17 protein-coding genes, 2 tRNA genes and 1 pseudogene are annotated in these 18,339 nt (G+C 49.0%); 4 read left to right on the forward strand and 16 right to left on the reverse strand.

Annotation, left to right across the window (positions count from 1 at the left end):
• Window positions 1-119: 119 nt before the first annotated feature.
• From NXS08_RS05775 to NXS08_RS05825, 11 genes and pseudogenes are all read right to left on the reverse strand, one after another.
• A pseudogene (locus NXS08_RS05775) lies at window positions 120-304 on the reverse strand (terminase); the annotation flags it as partial.
• A gap of 611 nt (window positions 305-915) precedes the next feature.
• Window positions 916-1,095 carry a hypothetical protein gene (locus NXS08_RS05780; RefSeq protein ID WP_259138361.1) on the reverse strand — a complete coding sequence of 60 codons (180 nt, stop codon included), beginning with the start codon at window positions 1,093-1,095 and terminating at the stop codon, window positions 916-918.
• Between the two features lie 141 nt (window positions 1,096-1,236).
• Window positions 1,237-1,890: a hypothetical protein gene (locus tag NXS08_RS05785; RefSeq protein ID WP_259138364.1), complete on the reverse strand. Its 654-nt coding sequence runs from the start codon at window positions 1,888-1,890 to the stop codon at window positions 1,237-1,239.
• Entirely contained in the window at window positions 1,856-2,635 is a 780-nt protein-coding gene (locus tag NXS08_RS05790) for a hypothetical protein (protein ID WP_259138366.1), read from the reverse strand. The genes NXS08_RS05785 and NXS08_RS05790 overlap by 35 nt, the downstream gene beginning before the upstream one ends.
• A gap of 269 nt (window positions 2,636-2,904) precedes the next feature.
• On the reverse strand, window positions 2,905-3,084 hold the full coding sequence (locus NXS08_RS05795; RefSeq protein WP_259138553.1) for an HNH endonuclease: 180 nt from the start codon (window positions 3,082-3,084) through the stop codon (window positions 2,905-2,907).
• Between the two features lie 165 nt (window positions 3,085-3,249).
• Window positions 3,250-3,325, reverse strand: a tRNA-Thr gene (locus NXS08_RS05800).
• A gap of 97 nt (window positions 3,326-3,422) precedes the next feature.
• A complete protein-coding gene (locus NXS08_RS05805) occupies window positions 3,423-5,021 on the reverse strand; it encodes an alpha/beta hydrolase (protein WP_259138368.1) in 1,599 nt (532 codons plus the stop codon).
• A 19-nt stretch (window positions 5,022-5,040) separates the two neighbouring features.
• A complete protein-coding gene (locus NXS08_RS05810) occupies window positions 5,041-6,198 on the reverse strand; it encodes a DNA polymerase III subunit delta' (RefSeq protein WP_259138371.1) in 1,158 nt (385 codons plus the stop codon).
• A 42-nt stretch (window positions 6,199-6,240) separates the two neighbouring features.
• On the reverse strand, window positions 6,241-6,900 hold the full coding sequence (tmk, locus tag NXS08_RS05815) for a dTMP kinase (RefSeq protein ID WP_259138373.1): 660 nt from the start codon (window positions 6,898-6,900) through the stop codon (window positions 6,241-6,243).
• 13 nt (window positions 6,901-6,913) lie between these two features.
• Window positions 6,914-9,706, reverse strand: coding sequence for a type I DNA topoisomerase (gene topA / locus NXS08_RS05820; RefSeq protein WP_259138376.1), 2,793 nt, complete (start codon window positions 9,704-9,706; stop codon window positions 6,914-6,916).
• A 54-nt stretch (window positions 9,707-9,760) separates the two neighbouring features.
• The gene (locus NXS08_RS05825; protein ID WP_259138378.1) at window positions 9,761-11,374 is read right to left on the reverse strand and encodes a class I SAM-dependent methyltransferase; all 1,614 of its coding nucleotides are present in this window, start codon (window positions 11,372-11,374) and stop codon (window positions 9,761-9,763) included.
• A 212-nt stretch (window positions 11,375-11,586) separates the two neighbouring features.
• Between NXS08_RS05825 and NXS08_RS05830 the strand changes: the two genes are divergently transcribed.
• Window positions 11,587-12,210 carry a superoxide dismutase gene (locus NXS08_RS05830; RefSeq protein ID WP_259138380.1) on the forward strand — a complete coding sequence of 208 codons (624 nt, stop codon included), beginning with the start codon at window positions 11,587-11,589 and terminating at the stop codon, window positions 12,208-12,210.
• A 278-nt stretch (window positions 12,211-12,488) separates the two neighbouring features.
• The gene (locus NXS08_RS05835; RefSeq protein ID WP_259138382.1) at window positions 12,489-12,827 is read left to right on the forward strand and encodes a YjgN family protein; all 339 of its coding nucleotides are present in this window, start codon (window positions 12,489-12,491) and stop codon (window positions 12,825-12,827) included.
• A 150-nt stretch (window positions 12,828-12,977) separates the two neighbouring features.
• Here the strand turns inward: NXS08_RS05835 and NXS08_RS05840 are convergent.
• Both NXS08_RS05840 and tadA read right to left on the reverse strand, forming a co-directional pair.
• Window positions 12,978-13,063: transfer RNA gene (locus NXS08_RS05840), tRNA-Ser, on the reverse strand.
• A gap of 43 nt (window positions 13,064-13,106) precedes the next feature.
• Window positions 13,107-13,574, reverse strand: coding sequence for a tRNA adenosine(34) deaminase TadA (gene tadA, locus NXS08_RS05845; protein ID WP_259138384.1), 468 nt, complete (start codon window positions 13,572-13,574; stop codon window positions 13,107-13,109).
• Between the two features lie 77 nt (window positions 13,575-13,651).
• Between tadA and upp the strand changes: the two genes are divergently transcribed.
• Entirely contained in the window at window positions 13,652-14,290 is a 639-nt protein-coding gene (upp, locus tag NXS08_RS05850; protein WP_259138386.1) for a uracil phosphoribosyltransferase, read from the forward strand.
• 127 nt (window positions 14,291-14,417) lie between these two features.
• On the opposite strand, the gene NXS08_RS05855 is transcribed toward upp, so the two are convergent.
• From NXS08_RS05855 to NXS08_RS05865, 3 genes are all read right to left on the reverse strand, one after another.
• Window positions 14,418-15,260 carry a MetQ/NlpA family ABC transporter substrate-binding protein gene (locus NXS08_RS05855; protein ID WP_259138389.1) on the reverse strand — a complete coding sequence of 281 codons (843 nt, stop codon included), beginning with the start codon at window positions 15,258-15,260 and terminating at the stop codon, window positions 14,418-14,420.
• A gap of 174 nt (window positions 15,261-15,434) precedes the next feature.
• The gene (locus NXS08_RS05860; protein WP_259138391.1) at window positions 15,435-16,139 is read right to left on the reverse strand and encodes a methionine ABC transporter permease; all 705 of its coding nucleotides are present in this window, start codon (window positions 16,137-16,139) and stop codon (window positions 15,435-15,437) included.
• Window positions 16,136-17,134 carry a methionine ABC transporter ATP-binding protein gene (locus NXS08_RS05865; RefSeq protein ID WP_259138395.1) on the reverse strand — a complete coding sequence of 333 codons (999 nt, stop codon included), beginning with the start codon at window positions 17,132-17,134 and terminating at the stop codon, window positions 16,136-16,138. Before NXS08_RS05865 ends, NXS08_RS05860 begins: the two co-directional genes overlap by 4 nt.
• A 220-nt stretch (window positions 17,135-17,354) precedes the next feature.
• On the opposite strand from NXS08_RS05865, the gene gluQRS reads away from it, so the two are divergent.
• Window positions 17,355-18,266, forward strand: coding sequence for a tRNA glutamyl-Q(34) synthetase GluQRS (gene gluQRS, locus NXS08_RS05870; protein ID WP_259138397.1), 912 nt, complete (start codon window positions 17,355-17,357; stop codon window positions 18,264-18,266).
• Window positions 18,267-18,339 lie beyond the last annotated feature (73 nt).

Here is an 18,339-nt window from a genome sequence, read left to right on the forward strand (position 1 = left end):
AGTTCAATCACATCAGCGAACATGTCAAGGTTCGAACGCGAATGTAGCACAACGATAGCTTGCCGGTTTTGCTCAGTAAGCGAACGGCTCAAATTAACGAGTTCTTCCCGTTCTTGCGCAGGCATGACTTCGCCAGCCAATACCGCCCCCTCACCAACATCAGCGCCAGTAAAATCAAAACATCCTCAAGCGGGTCATGCAACCTGGTAGCTGGCGCGCCTTTAGCGAGCTTTTCACTGAGCGGATCAGGCTTCACGCCAGCCCGAACACGCCGCCCACCACGATTCGTACCGTCTTTAGCCATGGTTTCTCCTGACTATTATGGTGAAATAAAGATGTGAAACACGCAAAGTTACTGCTACAAGAGGCCTTAACTTAACTTGAAAAGCGTTTGTCGCCTCGTGATCTCCAGGTACTGAAATTTGTGCTTCTTTTTGTTGCTCTGGCGGCCGTCATTAGTTGGCTAAACGCAAACCGCGATGCGATTTTTATCGAACCCAGCGCTGAGATCGGTCTTTTAAGGGTATATGTGTGTGGTTCTTCTTGGCTCTATCATCCATTGCGGGAATATTGAATGTGGTGGGCTATGCCCTGATTGCGACTCGCAAGCTTTTCGCCACGCTTAACATGAGCATCATTATCTTATTGACCACGCTCTCGGCAGGAGCAAGCACAGGCCTCGGTTAGGAGGACGTCTAGTGTATTACCTCCACCCAGGCAGGGTCATTCACTTTCTCTACCCCGTTATTGTGTCAGTCGCAACCGTACTCACGCGATACTTCGGGTTTAGGAGGAAGGGGCAGTTGGGTGCGGCAGAAAAATACCCCCTCCGCCACACCCAACTAGACCGTGCGTCTCTAGTGTGAGCGAGCCAGTAGGTAGCCCGCCAAGGCATTACAGCAGGCTTGGCGCTCTTCACCAGTGGAGTCCCCCAGCAAGTTCGAGTAATCCAACCCACCAAAGGCCTGTGCCGGAACCGTTCATGGCATTCCAGATACTGAAAGCTAGCAAGTCTTGGGAGGAGCAGTCCAAACCATCTGCTTCAAAGGCTGTGTAGCGGTTCTGAACGATAATCTGACTATAGTGCGAGTTCATTGCATCAGAAAGTGCGTGCAGATCTGTTGGTGGATTTCTCTGTAGTCTCTTACTTAGCAAGATTGCGTCGGCATCATCACACATGTCAGTGAAGTTGCATCACACTTGAAAATACGAGCTGGTTAAGACTATCGATAAAAGTTAGTACGGCAGATGATCTGGAATGGAGTCAGTTGGCGAAATAGGGAACACGTCACCGAACTCATGGGCCAAGACTGTAGCCAGTCTGTGTTCACACGAAACATAAATTCGATCTCCGTAAATTGGTTGAGTCACCACACACGAAACCGAGTCATCAAAAAGTATAGAAGGTAAGTGTTCTTGCAATAAAGTTCCCAATTGCGCTGACGGAACCTTAATCATAGAATATGGTTCAGGTCTAAGGAACGCTGAATCTTCTGGACCCATAATATTAGCTCGACTTTGCTGTTCAGCATATCCACCCCAAAAAATTCCAGTCCAGGAAGAACTACCAGAAAAATTTGACAATACAGCAGCTAGCTTAGATGCATATTGACTATTAGGAATCTGTCCCTCCGGATAATAAATACCTTCAGCACCACAATTCTGGAATGTTTTTTGAGTTAAGCAATGACCAGGGGCAGAGATTTTATATCTAGACGCTAGAGTTTTCCAAGTAATCTCTCCATCGTCGGTTGCTAAGGGCAATAAAACAACTATTCGTGCACCAAAACCGTTAAAAACCAAATCTGAAACAAGTCCGGAGCTATACTCATTTGCTCTCGATGCCAGTTGTGGGTTAATTGTCTGTAAAAACAAAGGCGTAGTTTGCATGATTCACAGGATTCCCTTCAGCAACCCGATCCCAACCATTAGCATTAGGGTACTGAATCGTTACAGTAACATATTTTGATTTTTCCGTGACAGGAACGACTAGCTCCAAACCTGAATTAGCCCTCTTCCAATCAACCCGAAATTGCGCTCCGTACTCCAGATAGGTGTATCCTTCAAGCTCGACCGTTTCTGTGTTATTAATTCTTTCACATTCTCGAACCAAGGTATGATAAGGAGACACAGTTTCATTCATTCGGATCAATAACTCATCGGCCCCTTCCGTGCGTTTCACACTCCGAATACCTTCGCTGGTTGGCGGCGCATCAGCCGTGCGCAACTGCCCCCTAGAGACCCAATAAAACTCAATAGGAAACAATACGCTTCCACTAACCAACAGTTCTGGCGTAGAATCTCTTTCCACCCTCCAGCGTATAATGGTTTGAAAATCCCCAGTAAATGTACGTGCCCGTCCCACTGCAAGTCCAATGAGGATGCGCATCATAGCTAGTGTACTTATTTGACGTAGTTGAACTATCGCTTGCAAGCGCCTGATATCAGTACCACCTCTAGTGGCAGACAAATCTGTCGTTTTTAAAGCAGTTTCTGCTGGTGCAACTTCCATTAATTCACTAACCGATACAATCGTATCATCGTCCTTGAAAGGCTCTACGGTCTCATTTGTTATTCCTAAAATACCTAGCGTTGCTGATAGTGCAACCACAAGGATAGGCTTTGATAGAAACATTTCTAGCTTCTTTGCAGAAATTTAGTGTTGACATACTCCATTCTACAAGAAGAGCTTTATAAGATAATGAGGTAAATTTAGATTCTTCTTGATTTTGTCAAATGAATGCTAGATGCAAGGCTAGCTTTTGGTCAATACCCTGTTTGATTCGCTGTTTTGTGCACGGTGGGCCCCGCCCGCTGAGGAACCCAACCCTTGTAGAGATCCGAAGCCCCCTACCCCCTCAAACAAAACCACACAACAGGAAAGTCGAAACCTTGAATAGTTGGCTAAAACAGGTATTCGTAAGTCTTTGGTCTCCAGCGATCCCCATCACGGACGGTCTTTGCTGAGTGACACGACTTGCACAACGCCTGTAAGTTCGATGTGTCGTGGGTCCCGCCCAGCACGGTAGTCCTTGGCTTCGGTTTGTTCAACGTAGAAGCGGTCGCAGACCTGGTTGACCGCATCTTCCTGAGAGCCGCCACAGCAGCCGCCCGACGAACATCGCACCTACTTTTAGACAACCTCCGCGAACTCTACCAACCGCCAGAAACCCGCGGTAAGAAGCAAAAACACCCATCCTGATACGCTGCCCGATCGCGCCAGGCGTTGTATCAAAATGAGCGTCTTAGTGGAGCCACCTGTGGGAATCGAACCCACGACCTATTCTTTACGAGGGAATTGCTCTACCGACTGAGCTAAGGTGGCGGCACCTGCAGTTAAAGACTGAAATCTAAAACTTTAGGCACGTCTACAACTGTAACGAATGAAAGCTACAGGAGCAAATATTAAATCAGCTTGAGGTTTACTTCTCACATCGCAGGTCTTTTGCAGGAAGCACATTTTCTAAGAAGTAGTTATCAACAGCGTCAGTTACGCATTTGGAAGCTAACCTACGATAGGCCCCGTGATCCCAACTCTCAACCGTGATTAGCTGCGCTGATTCAAGCTGATCAGCTAAGCTAACTGACCACTTATAAGGGGTAGCCGGATCGTACGTATTTCCAATTACTAATACCGGTGGGGCACCTGCTCCCTTAACAGTACGACGAGTATCTCTCGATGGGATCATCGATGCGCTTAGCATTGCTGAGCTACCCGCAAACTGATCTCCAACTAAAGGATACTTTGCCTTTAATTCTTCAGCCTGCTTGAGCCAGTCAGCTTCAGTACCTACCGGCACGTAATCAAGATAATTTACTACTTGGAATGCATCAAAAGAGTTTGTCTTATAGGTTCCGTTAGTGCGTCGCTCATTGAGCAAGTCTGAAATGTTAAGCAATACAGTACCGTTATTCTTCAATTTCGCTTCAACAATGCCTTCAGAAATGAACTGGTAGAAATCTTCTGAGTACATTCCCCCCATAACAGCGCTGCGAAGCAGTGAGCCTGTTAAGGGACGATTCGGATCGTGAGTTGGAATCGGAGTTTTATCAACTGCCTCTATCCAGGCTTTGAAATCTTCAGCTTGTTTCGGTCCGCGGAAAGGGAATTCTTCATTGTTCAGCTCACTACTTTCTAAAAAGTGACGCATAGACTTTTCAAAGCCTTCTGCCTGACCTTCCGCAATTCCTTCTGCTGTTAAAGCAGTATCAACTGCACTGTCCAAAACAATGTGATCGACCCGATTTCGGAACGTATCAGTGTATAAGGCTCCAATAACAGTTCCGTAAGAGTAACCAAAGTAATTGAGTTTCTCTTGTCTTAACGCAGCCCGAGCAATGTCAAAATCGGATACTACCGAGTTAGTGTCGATATTTTTTGCTAACTCACCAGAGTTATCTAAACATTTTTTGGTATATTCAGCTATCTGTTGCTGCGCAAAATCCGCCTCATCGACGCCCTCGGGAATGTCTTCGCCGGAACGCTGCTTATCGATTTCTTCCGGGGTTAAACACTTAACTGGGGTGGATGCTCCCACTCCGCGAGGATCCATCGCTATCAAGTCGTATTTTTTCAACAGTTTAATAGTAAAGCTCCCTGTAGCCACGTCATCTAAACCAGAAATAGCTGAACCACCTGGTCCACCTGGGTTATAGAAAAGTGGGATCTTAACCTCACCGTCACTCGAATAGCGAACCAACTGCAGTTTAATCGTTTCTCCCGCTGGCTTATTGTAATCCAACGGGACTTCTAGCTGCGCGCAAGTGTAGTTTGGGGTTTCAACTCTGCCGTCAGTAATATCCATTACCAACCCATTATCGACACAAGAATTCCAAGTAATCGTCTGGTCGTAAAACTTTTGCAATTCCGGAAGAGGAGCTTTTTCAGCTGTATTTTGACCGTCGGAACTGGGAGTCAGCGAGCTGTCTGCCGGACTTTTCAGACCTATGGCTCCACAAGCTGAAAGAAACAAACTTGCGGCTAAAAGGCCACTTGCCCCTACTAACATTCTTTGTTTCACAAAAATTCCTCTCCGTATTTCACTGAATCAGTTCAACAGCTAAAGCTTCAAAGATTAGATTTACTGAAGTATTTGATTGCAGACGTTTCCGCGCTATTTCAATCGCATTAACCTTACGATAAGTATCTTGTAAGGTAGAGCTTAGGGCAACAGCTACCAGAAGATCCTGGTAGCCCTGGTTGATCGGCGGGTGATTAACACCAGCTTGCATTACTACTACGTCTCTGAAAAAGCTCAGTAGATTAACTAAAAGCTGATCCAAAGGATCCTTAACTGCCCGCACTGCGCGGCGTTTTTGTTCCTCTTGTAGCTGAGTTAATTGTGAGCGCATTGCCGGAGGCACTTTTTCACGGTCGGTTAATCCCAAAATACGTTTTAGTTCGGCTTCTTCGCGGGCGTTACGAGTTGCCAGTTCTTCTTCTACCTGCTGCTTATTTTCTTTCAGCATTTCTTCAACGTAGAAGATGGCTTCTCCTACGTTTTCTATCTGCAACAGGTCGGCAAGCTGCTGGTAACGTTGTTCTACCCGCCCTTCTTCGGTAATCAACCGGTGGGCAATACCAATGTGAGACTGTGCTAAAGAAGCCGCTTGGTAAGCTGTTTCCCATTCCACCGCGTGTTTTCGCATCAGCAGTTGGGCTACGTCTTTAACTGGGGGGACCCGTAAATTTACCTGCCGGCATCTGGATCGAATTGTGGTGATTAAGTCCTCGGGGCTGGGAGCGCACAGTACCCAAACGGTGCGTGCGGGAGGTTCTTCAATGGCTTTCAAAAGTAGGTTGGAAGTGCGTTCAACCATGCGGTCTGCGTCTTCTAATAGAATTACTCGCCATTTCCCGCGGCTGGGTGCGGTTTGCGCAGCGTGCATAAAACTGCGGACTTCTTCCACGCTGATAATTGATTTTTCGGTGGCAAAGTCGGTTACGTCCGGGTGCGTTTTCGCCCAAACTTGCCGACAATCTTCACAGTTTCCGCAACCATTTTCAGTGGGGTGACTACACTGTAGGGCGGCTACAAATGCACGGGCCGCCACAGAGCGTCCCGAACCGGGCGGGCCGGTAATCAGCCAAGCATGGGTCATGGCGCGTTGGCTTTGCGGGTTACGCGCTGCTTGGGCGGCTGCTTGCAAAACACCTACTGCCTGCTCTTGCCCTACGACTTCTGCCCAGCTACTCATTTTTCCCCACTTAAAAGACTTCTCTCCGTCTTAGTTTACGCTTTAAAGTTTCTCGGGGCTGAGATATGCTTCTTTCTTCCCGAGGGCGGTGCTAATAACTCTTTGAATTTCGGTTTGTACCTGCGCGATCGACTGACCGGCGTCAATAATGTGGAAGCGGTTTGGTTCCGCGGCAGCTAATTGCAGGTATTGTTCCCGAACTTTAAGATGAAAATCGTTTGGTTCTTCTTCAATCCGATCGCTAGCTCCCTGCCTGCGGCGCATACTTAGCTTTGGTTCAATATCTAACAGGAAAGTAATTTCTGGGATTAGCCCTTGGGTGGCCCAGAGGTTTAGTTCTCTAACTTCTGCGGTGCCAAGTTTTCGGGCGGCGCCTTGATAGGCGATTGATGAATCAAAGTAGCGGTCTTGAACTACCACTTTCCCTGCTTCTAAAGCTGGGCGGACTTTCCGTGCCACATGGTAGGCGCGGTCAGCTAAATATAAGGATAGTTCGCAACGCGGATCCATATCTTTTGGACCGTGTAAGATCAGCTCACGAAGTTTCTTTCCCAGCTCAGTTCCTCCCGGTTCACGGGTGATAACTGGGGTGTAACCACGTTCAACTAACCACTTGCTAGTAAGTTCAATTTGCGTGGTTTTACCGCTGGCTTCGCCGCCTTCGAAAGTTATATAAAGACCGGGCGCTTGCCTTAGTTCCATCGCTCTTCAACTCCTAGCTTTCTTTAGCAGCAGCTTTTTTCGCTGTAGTTTTCTTTGCTACAGGCTTTTTCGCGGTGGTTTTCTTCGCCGCCGGCTTTTTTGCCGTAGTTTTCTTAGCTGTGGTTTTCTTCGCTGTAGTTTTCCGCTTTACCGGCCCTTTAGCACGCTTTTCCGCTAAAAGTTCATAGGCGCGTTCTGCTGTAATTGTCTCTACAGTTTCCGAACGTGGCACAGTAATATTAGTTACCCCATCAGTAATGTAAGGGCCAAAACGCCCATCTTTAATGGTAACTTTCTTACCTGATTCCGGATCTAAGTCAAACTCACGCAAAGGCGGTTTCGCAGCTGCTCGCCCCCGCACCTTAGGTTGCGCTAAGATCTCTAACGCCGCTTCTAAAGTGAGTGTGAAAATCTGTTCTTCAGATTCCAGTGAGCGCGAATCTGTACCGTGTTTTAGGTACGGCCCAAACCGACCATTTTGAGTGGTGATTTCTGTACCGGTTTCAGGGTGAGTCCCTAAAACTCGCGGTAATGCTAACAGTTGCAAAGCTTCGTCTAAAGTAATAGTTGCTAAGTCCATGGACTTAAATAAAGAACCAGTACGCGGCTTTACTTTAGCGGCACGTTTCTTCGGTTTTTCTTCACCCTCATTTACTTCTGGCTCAGGAATAATTTCGGTAACGTATGGGCCAAAGCGTCCTGCTAAAGCTTGGATTTGATAGCCGGTAGCCGGATCTGTTCCTAAAATTCGCCCATCATTTTCGGCGGCAACGAAAAGTTCCTCAGCCTTTGCAAGATCTAACTCATCTGGAGCTATCTCTACCGGAATATTGGCTCGCTTACCGTCCTCGCGCTCTAAATATGGACCGAACTTACCAACTCGCACAGTTATCCCGCCACCCAAATCTAATGAGTTGATGGCGCGCGCATCAATGTCACCTAAAGACTCAACTGTTTCCCGCAGTCCTTGCCCCACGGTAACTTGCGGAGCAGTATCATTTATTCCCAGATAGAAGCTTCGTAGCCATTCCACCCGGTCAGTTTCTCCCGTTGCAATCCGGTCCAGGTCCGCTTCCATAGAAGCAGTAAAGTCGTAGTCTACTAACCGCCCCAAGTTTTCTTCCAAAAGACGAACCACAGAAAATGCTAACCAAGTGGGAACCAGAGCCTGGCCACGTTTATTCACATAACCGCGGTCTACGATCACTGAAATAGTTGCCGCATAGGTGGAAGGCCGACCAATTCCGCGTTCTTCCATTGCTTTAACTAAAGATGCTTCCGTATAGCGTGGAGGGGGTGTAGTTTGATGTCCAGCGGCAGTAGCTTCATGTACTTCAACTACATCGCCTACCGCTAGTTTCGGCAAACGTTGTTCTTCGTTCGCCTCGTCGTAACGGGAAGCGTCCTTACTTTCTTCATAGGCAGCTAAGAAACCTCGGTGGGAAATAACGGTTCCGGATAAGGTCGCATTCACGTGTACACTGGCTTGTTCCAAAGTTTTTTGGATCGCTTCACTGGCAATGTCCATCCCTAAACGCAAGGTATCAGTAGTTCCGGTTGCGTCAGTCATTTGTGAAGCCAGGGTGCGCTTCCAAATCAAATCGTAAAGTGCCAGCTGTGAAGCGTTCAGTTCTCCGGCTACCTGGTCGGGGGTGCGGAAGTGGTCGCCAGCTGGGCGGATAGCTTCGTGGGCTTCCTGGGCTCCCTTAGATTTTTTCGCGTAGGCGCGCGGAGTTTTAGGGATAAAGTCTTTCCCAAATAGGGCTTCTGCTTGGGTGCGGGCTGCCCGCGTAGCTTCTTGTGAAAGTGCCGTAGAGTCTGTACGCATATAGGTGATGTAACCGTTTTCGTACAAGAACTGCGCGGTACGCATAGTGTCGCGGGCATTCCACTTTAATTTACGCCCAGCTTCTTGCTGCAAAGTCGATGTGGTGAAAGGCGCTGCCGGGCGGCGCGTATAAGGTTTTTGCTCTACCCCTTCTACAAAAGCACTTTCTTTAGGTAAAGCGCTAATTGTTTCCGCCACTGCCACTGCAGCGGTTTCATCTAAATGAAGTACGTCTGCGTTTAGTTTTCCATCGTCAGTGAAATCTCTCCCCTGAGCGATTCGCATTCCGTTAATATGCGTTGCTTTTGCAGTGAAATCAGTGTTTTCAGCGTTAAAGTCGATTTCTAAGTCCCAGTAGGCGGCACTCACGTGGCGCATACGTTCTCTTTCACGCTCTACAACTAAACGGGTTGCCACTGACTGAACTCGTCCCGCTGACAGACCGGCAGCTACTTTGCGCCACAGCACCGGAGAAACCTCATACCCTACTAAACGGTCTAAGATTCGACGAGTTTCCTGCGCATCAACTAAAGACGCGTTAATCTCCCGCGTATTCTCTAACGCCCTACCGATAGCTTCTTTAGTGATTTCATGAAAGACCATGCGTTTTACGGGTACTTTAGGCTTTAACACTTGCAGTAAATGCCATGCGATAGCCTCACCCTCACGGTCCTCATCAGTTGCCAGGTAGAGTTCGTCAGCTTCTTTAAGGTGCTTCTTTAGTTCAGTGACTACCTTTTTCTTTTCGGGACTTACTACGTAGTAGGCGTCGAAACTATCTTCAACATCTACCGCGAACTTTCCGTAAGGTCCTTTTTTCATGGTAGCCGGCAGTTCAGAAGGCTGCGGCAAATCGCGGATATGCCCTACTGAGGCTTTGACGGTGTACTCCGAGCCAAGATAGTTAGCAATAGTCTTTACCTTGGCGGGGGATTCCACGATCACGAGCTTTTTCGCCACCGCTATTCCTTCTTTCATTGTTTAATAATTCTGCTAATAATATACGGCATGCTCCAAGATACACAATAACAGTCATTTAGCCCTGAACAACATTCCAGCCAAAATCACCTGTGGTAGTTGCCCGTACACGGCTGTTTCCACTACCGCGTGTTCCACTCCGGTAATGACACTAATCGCAGTGACAATCTGGCCGATATTTAATTCCCCATCACACGCCCCTAAAGCGGCAGCTAAGTGCGTATTTAGCTGAATTCTCTGCCCAAACCCATCCCCTTGAGTAGCTATGATTATCTGCGGATCAGGTTCACCCGGCAGGTAGTGGCGCTCTTCGCGTACGTCCTCGGCACGGATAAAGAAATCAGTATTGCGAATCTCTAATTTATTTTCTGCCAGCTCTTCTAGCACCCGTTTAATATACGAACCGTGCGCAGAAATGCCGGTGGAGATTTCACTGAACTCAAAATGTGTGGGATTCGTAGCTTCCGCTGGCTTCACTAACGCAACCAGCCCTAAGCCGATGGCTTCAACTTTGCGAGCAGCAAAATCACTTACCCAATTAATGTAGTCAGTCTCGTAATCTATCTGACTGCGCATCCAAGCGGGTGCGTTATCGCGTAACCACATCTGCACGTACTGGTGCGGGGTGAGCTTTTCGCGTTGCACTACCCAGGCGGTGACTGGTTGAGAGGTGAGCCACTGCCGCGGATGTATTTCCGAGGTTTTCCCCTGCGGAATCTCCCAGTTTCCCAACATGATGGCAACCCCGTTGGGGCGCAAGCGGGTGGCAGCTCCTTGGATCACCTGTTCTAAGAGTGTGTCCGCGGGCAAGCCCCCATCACGGTATTCCAACACGCCGGTTTCACGCAAACTAGCTGGAGTAATCACAAACGGCGGGTTAGAGAGGATCAGGTCAAAATCTCCCTCTACCGGTTCAAATAGGGAACCTTGAATAACCTGCATCGGCACTTGATTTAAGGTGGCATTAAAACGCGCTATCTGCACGGCTCGCGCGGAAATGTCGGTAGCAATCACTTCGTCGGCGTGTAAAGCCGCGTACATGCCGATAATCCCACAGCCAGTTCCCAAGTCTAAAACTCGCTTCACCTGCCCTCTTGGGGTGGCTTGTAAAAGCGTGCGAGTTGCCCCGCCGATTCCTAAGACATGGTCTTTTTCCACTGGTTTTCCAGTTACCGAGGACGGAAAGTCAGACGCAATCCACCAGTTAAACTGCTGCTCATTAAACTCAACGCGATGGGGTTCAAGTTTCACTTTCGCCCACACCTGATTAGCTTCTTGACAGAGCAAACCTACCGAAACTAAATCGTCAATAGTTACTTTATGAAGGATTTGCGCTAACCACTGTGCTTCGACGGCTTCACCTAAAAGGAAAAGTAAACTGAAGACGCTAAGTTGCTCAACAGTTTGTTTTTCTTCTTCAGTAGCTACGGTTTGCCCGCCTCCGCTGGCTTGGCGTACCGCGTGTAGTAAGGCAACGCGCTGTTCTTGCTGATAGGCTTCGTAGGCTTCTTGTGAAAATACTTCCACCAGGTTTTCCACTGTGTAAACAGAAAGTTCTTCTCTTAGTAAGGGAATAAGCTCGTCAGCTAATTGCAGTTCAGTAGGTATTTGCGTCATAACTACTAAATGTAGGCGGGACACCGGTAGGGTGCAATACTCTGGGCGCATTTGTGGATTCTTACCTAATTTCTTTGCAATTGTGAGGCAGTTTTTCCGCCCTCGGGAAAATTTGTAAATAAGTGAAATGCACCTAATATATTCGTCACAAATCACCACTTGGGAATTTTCGCGCTAAGGTGGAACTGTTGGACGACTTTAGTCCCACCTGACCACTTCCGTTACTTTCCGAAAGATAAGTAACAAAACTCCAAGGAGCAAACATGGCTGTTTACACCCTGCCTGAACTGGGCTACGACTACGGCGCGTTGGAACCACATATTTCCGCGCGCATCATGGAACTACACCACTCTAAGCACCACGCTGCATATGTTGCGGGCGCAAACTTGGCTTTAGAAAAGCTGGAAGCTGCTCGTGAAGCTGGCGACCATGCTGCCATCAACCTGCACGAAAAGAACCTGGCTTTCAACCTGGGCGGTCACTCCAACCACTCAGTTTTCTGGTCTAACATGACCGGCGCGGGGGCTTCCCGTCCAGCAGGAGAACTGGCTGCTGCTATTGACGAATTCTTTGGTTCATTTGAAAAATTCCAAGCTCAGTTCGCTGCTGCCGCTCTGGGGATTCAAGGTTCCGGCTGGGCCGTGTTAGCTTGGGATACTCTGGGTCAGCGTCTGGTTACCTTCCAGCTATTCGACCAGCAGGGTAACATTCCTGTGGGTACTGTTCCATTGCTCATGCTAGATATGTGGGAACACGCTTTCTACTTGGATTACGTAAACGTAAAGGGAGACTACGTAAACGCCTGGTGGAACGTAGTTGACTGGGCAAACGTAGCAGCTCGTTTCGATGCAGCTCGTTCCACTTTCGGTGGCCTAATCACCCTGTGATTTAACGTTCACCCGCCGGTTTGCCCCAGCAATCCGGCGGGTTTTCGCTACCCAACAACCTCCCCGGAGCGTAACACGCCGAGATAACCTCCCAACTTCCCCTCCCGGAGCGTAACACGCCGAGATAACTTCCCCACTCCCCCGGAGCGTAACACGCCGAGATAACCTCCCCGAAACAAAACAACACAGATTCAACTCACCATTAAACTCACCTTGAGATTCCTCAGTAACGCACATACGATAATAGAGATTTCCCAAAACAACCTAAGGAAAATAAAATGACAAACCCAGCATTCGCATACACTGACCCACACGCATATCCCTCATATTTCGACGGAGGCCTGCTCCAACTAATCGGTTGGCGAATCCTAGGTTTTTTAATCACCATTCTCACTCTGGGAATCGCTTTCCCCTGGGCATTTTGCATGATTTACTCTTGGGAAGCCTCCCACACCGTCATCAACGGCAGACGCCTAAGATTCAACGGAACCGGCGGACAATTATTTGGCAACTGGATTAAATGGCTCCTACTCACCATCATCACCCTTGGAATCTACAGCTTCTGGGTAGAAATTAAAATCCGCCAGTGGAAAGTAAAACACACCCACTTCGCCTAAACCATCTTCCGAAAACAACCGCAAAAAATACGGAAACTTCCGGCACCGCCCTCGGAAAAATAAAAACTCATAAAAATAGGGTCATACAAAACAACCCACAATAAGATTTACCCCGGGTCTTACAAACCATAAGACCCGGGGTAAATAATGCGGTGACGGAGGGATTTGAACCCTCGGTGGCTATTAACCACACAACATTTCGAGTGTTGCACCTTCGGCCGCTCGGACACGTCACCAAAATCCTGTACCAAAAGTACAGAACACTAATCCAGTCTACACTCAACGTTTAGCTAAGAAAAACCGGCGCAACTGTGTTTCACATTCCACTTCCAACACACCCCCATAAACTTCCACCTGATGATTCACCCGCGGATCACGCACCACATCCCGCAAAGACCCACAAGCCCCGAAAGCCGGATCCCACGCTCCAAACACCACCCGCCCCACGCGAGCAGAAACCAAAGCCCCCGCACACATCGTACAAGGCTCCAACGTCACCACTAAAGTACAGTCCGAAAACCTCCACCGCTGCAACTTCTGCGCAGCCTCTCTTAAAACGTTAATTTCCGCGTGCCCCGTAGGATCACACTGGGCTTCACGAGTATTAAAACCAGACGCAATTACCTCACCGCCCTCGGAAATAAGTAATGCACCCACCGGCACATCACCCGCCTGCTCTGCCAACGCAGCCAACTCCATCGCCCGCCGCATCCAAAGCTCATAATCCTTTTTCACCGAAAAACTCATACTGCCAGCCTAACCCAAATCGAAAACAATCCGCGCGGAACTTACACGAACGCGACCAAAAACGGTATTTTAGAAGTATGCGTTTACACATTGCTAATCACCCACTTATTGATCACAAACTCACGGTGCTGCGCGACGAGCGCACACCCTCCCCAGTCTTTCGCCAACTAGCTGACGAACTGGTAACCCTACTAACCTACGAGGCAACTCGCGATATTGCAGTCGAAGATTTCCCCATCAAGACTCCGGTAACCGAAACTATCGGTAAACGTATTGCTGAACCTCGCCCAATAGTAATCCCGATTCTACGCGCCGGCCTCGGCATGTTAGAAGGAATGACCCGGATGCTCCCCACTGCTGAAGTGGGATTCCTGGGGATGAAGCGCGACGAAAATACGCTTGCCATCGAAACTTACGCTAACCGCCTACCTGACGACCTATCCGGACGGCAGTGTTTCATTCTTGACCCAATGCTTGCCACCGGACACACCATGGTAGCTGCCATTGACTACCTGCTTGAACGCGGCGCAAAAGAAGTCACCTGCCTGTGCCTGCTCGCCGCTCCAGAAGGACTAAAAACAGTTGAAGAATTCGTAGGCGACCGCGCAGACGTAAATATCGTCACCGCCGCAGTTGATGAACGCCTCAATGAACACTCTTACATTGTCCCCGGCTTAGGAGACGCTGGCGATCGCCTCTACGGCATTGTTGACTAACCTCCGCACCCTCTAAAACGTAATAAACTAAGTCTCCCGCTACAACCGAAACTGTAGCGGGAGACTTAACTATTTACTTTTGATCGGCACCCGCCTGGTTAAACCCAGGTGACAAAAGCTCGCAAGATTAGAATACGGGGATTACTGAACCGTCAGTCCAAGTCTTCTTAATGTATTCGCGAACTTCGTCAGAGTGCAAAAGCTCTTCGAGCTTCTTAATAGCTTCATTTCCGTCATCTTCAGTACGCCATACCAGCAGGTTCGCAGCTGGGTTATTTTCGGTAGGTTCACCCACAATCGCATCCTTACTGAAAGACAATCCACCTTCTTGCGCGTAGTTACCGTTAATCACGGCTGCGTCCACATCTGGCAAAGAACGCACCAGCTGCGCCCCTTCAACTTCTTTCCACTCAAAGTTCTTCAGCTTCTTCACAGTGAAAATATTGATGTCGCCTTCTTTAGGTACTTCAACTAAGCCAACTGATTCCAGCAGGCGCAGAGCACGTGCCTGGTTTACAGTGTCGGCAATAATACCGATTGTGCCGCCCTCGGGCAGGTCCTTAACGTCCTTAATCTTCGCGGAGTACAAGCCCAGCGGTTCTAGGTGAACGCCCTTACCAGGAGTTCCCTTCAAGCCCAGCTTCGGCCCCTGGTCTTCCAAGTAAGGCACGGTTTGGAAGTAGTTAGCGTCCAGTTCCCCGGATTTGAGAGCTTCGTTTGGAATCACATAGTCAGAGTATTCGATGATTTCTAGGTCGATACCGTGTTTTGCTGCCAGGTTTTCGTCAATGAACTTCAAAATATCTGCGTGAGGTGAGGGGGATGCACCAACTTTCAAAGTCACAACTGCGTCTTTCTTTTCAGCTGCTGGCTCCTGGCTCTGCGGGGCGGCTCCCCCACAAGCTGAGAGAGTTAGCGCGGTGAGTGCAGCGATGGAGAGGAACTGGGTGCGAGTGATTTTGATAGTCATGTTTTTTCCTTAACTAAACTTAAAATGATTTTTTCTTGCAATTTGGTGGGTTATTGCTGGCTTTTAAGCTGGTTTTTGGCGCAGTTAGGGAGTTTAGTTTCCTTTTGCTTTTCTGAATTTTCCCGAGGGCGCCGTTTAAGCTCTCAGTTTTGGGCTAACCCGACTGGTAGTTGCTCAGCGGTGGTCTACCAGTCGGCTGATCATATCGCCGATCATCTGCATGATTTGGACGATGACAACCACTGCGATTACTGAGACCGCCATGACGGTGGGCATGAAGCGGGTGTAACCGTAGTTGATAGCTAACTGACCTAGGCCGCCGGCACCGATGGTACCTGCCATTGCCGAGTACCCTAAGAGGCTGATTGCCAAAACGGTGACTGATTGCACCAGGGACGGCAGGGATTCACGGATTTGAATGTCAAACATGATTCCCAGGCGGGTTGCGCCCATCATGCGGGCTGCTTCAATCTTCCCGGGGTCTACTGAACGGACGTTAGTTTCTACTAGCCGCGCGAAGAATGGTACTGCGCTGATAGTGAGGGGTACTAACGCGGCGTGCCATCCCAGTGTGGTTCCCATGATGAAACGTGTTAGTGGGATGATTGCGACGATGAGGATAATAAAGGGGATTGAACGCCCAATATTTAATGCCACCGAAAGAATCTGGTTTACCACTTTGTTAGGGGTTAAACCGTCTTTTGCGGTAGAAACTGCTAGTAGCCCCAGGGGGGCGCCAATGATGACGGTAATAATCGTTGAGATTACTGTCATTAGCAGGGTTTCTACAATTGCTTTGGTGAAAGTTTCGTTGAGAACTTTAAGTTCTGTTGGGTCGATTGCACTTAAGAAATTTTGTGCCAGTTCGAAGATGCTCATCGGCGCACCTCCGCGTGGAATCCGCGGGTGCGGAAGGCTTCGATCACGTTTTTTGCTTCTTCATTTTGTACAGTTAAAGCTAGTCGCCCTACTTGAATGTTGGGTAGGGATTCGAATGTTCCCGCGGCTACGTCTGCGCCCATTGCTGAGGCGATTGAGAGTAGTTGTGCGCCGGTGGGAATCCCTGGGTGTGAGGTGAAAGCGGTGTCTACGATTACGTATCCGTCTGCGCAGACGTGGTTTTCGATTGCTGGGAGGGGCACCAGTTCGTGGGCCAGCCGTGAGCTGGGGTCGGCAACGACCTCGGCAATTTTTCCACTTTCGATTACTTGACCGTGTTCCAGTAGGGATACGGAGTCACAGATTAAGCGAACTACTTCCATTTCGTGAGTGATGATAATGATGGTCACTCCGAAGCGTTCACGAATGTCTTTTAAGAGGGCCAGTACTTGCCGGGTGGTTTCTGAGTCCAGGGCGGAAGTAGGTTCGTCACATAGCAGTACGGAGGGGTTTGCTGCCAGGGCGCGGGCGATTCCTACGCGTTGGCGTTGTCCTCCGGATAGTTGCGAGGGGTAAGATTTTTCGCGTCCGCGTAGGCCTACTACGGCGAGTAGTTCTGCGGCTTTTTCACGGGCGGTTTGCTTGTTTTCTCCGGCAACGCGTAGTGGGTAGGCAACGTTGTCCAGGGCGGTGCGGGAGTCGAAAAGGTTTGCTGCTTGGAATACCATGCCGATGCGGCGGCGTTGGCGACGCAGTTCATTTTCGGAAAGGAGGGATAGGTTTTCGCCTCCGAGGAGGATTTCTCCTTCAGTTGGTTTTTCGAGGGCGGTTAGGCAACGAATCAGAGTTGATTTGCCTGCTCCGGATTGTCCGACTATGCCGTGGATGGATCCGGCTTCGATTTCTAGGCTGACGTTTTTTAGGGCCAGAACGTCGGCTCCGCCGCGAATGGTGTAGCGTTTAGAGACATTGGTTAGTTTGATGTCTGCACTCATGGGAGCCTCCTTTCTAGCTAGTTCGTTTGAAGCCTTGACCAGTCTACGTCTTATTTTTTTACCACGCGAAATTGTGTCCAGATTTTGAGAATTTCATGCCCGCCATTCAATACTGACGGGGTTGTAGGCGCGGAATACCAGCATTTTCAGCGTTCCTACAGCTGGCTAACAATACAACGAAAAGTGGACTAAAGCCCGCCAGTTTTGCCAAACTTAACCTATGAGCATCGTTCAAAAAGCAGGTCGCTTTGCCCCCAGCCCCTCAGGGGATATGCATATCGGGAACCTGCGCACCGCCACTTTAGCTTGGATCTGGGCACGCCAAACCGGCAGGAATTTCGTTATCCGGATTGAAGATATTGACCGAGTTAAACCAGGTGCAGCTGAACGCCAACTAGCTGACTTAAAAACTATCGGCATAACTTGGGATCAGGAACCTCTTTTTCAATCAACTCGCCACAGCGCTCACCTAGCAGCAATTGAGACTTTAAACTCAAAAGGTTTGCTATTTGAGTGTTTTTGCTCACGGAAAGAGATTGCTGAAGCGTCCTCGGCCCCACATTCTCGCCCCGGCTTTTACCCCGGCACCTGCGCGCAACTTTCTGCAGCTGAACGCGCCGAAAAACGCGCGATTTTAGCGGCAGTAGGGCGAAAACCGGCTTTGCGACTGCGCCCGCAGGTGGCGGAATGGACAGTGCAAGATGAACTTTTTGGTGAGGTGACTGAGCAGATTGACCAAGTAGTTTTGCAACGCGGTGACGGCACGTTAGCTTATAACCTGGTGGTAGTTGTTGATGACGCGTGGCAGCAGGTGGATCAGGTTGTGCGCGCCGATGATTTACTTTTTTCGGCGCCCGCGCAGTCATATATTGCTCATGAGTTAGGGTACGCGCCGTTTACCTATGCGCATGTGCCGTTAGTGTTGGCTCCTTCAGGAGCGCGTTTAGCAAAGCGTGATGGGGCGGTAACTTTACAAGACCTCTTAGCCCAGGGGTGGAGCGTTTCTCAAGTAGTTTCAAAAATCTCAGCTTCATTAGGGTATGAGGCGTCAAATTTAATGGAACTTTTAGAAATTTTCGACCGTCAAGATTTCATTCGCAAACCCTGGGTTTTCACGCCACCAACCTCTTAACCCAAATCCCCAAAGCGTAACACGCCGCACCAATTTCATCCGAGCGTAACACGCCGAGATCACGCGCCACTAT

It is taken from the genome of Gleimia sp. 6138-11-ORH1, from assembly GCF_024814355.1.
GTDB lineage: Bacteria > Actinomycetota > Actinomycetes > Actinomycetales > Actinomycetaceae > Gleimia.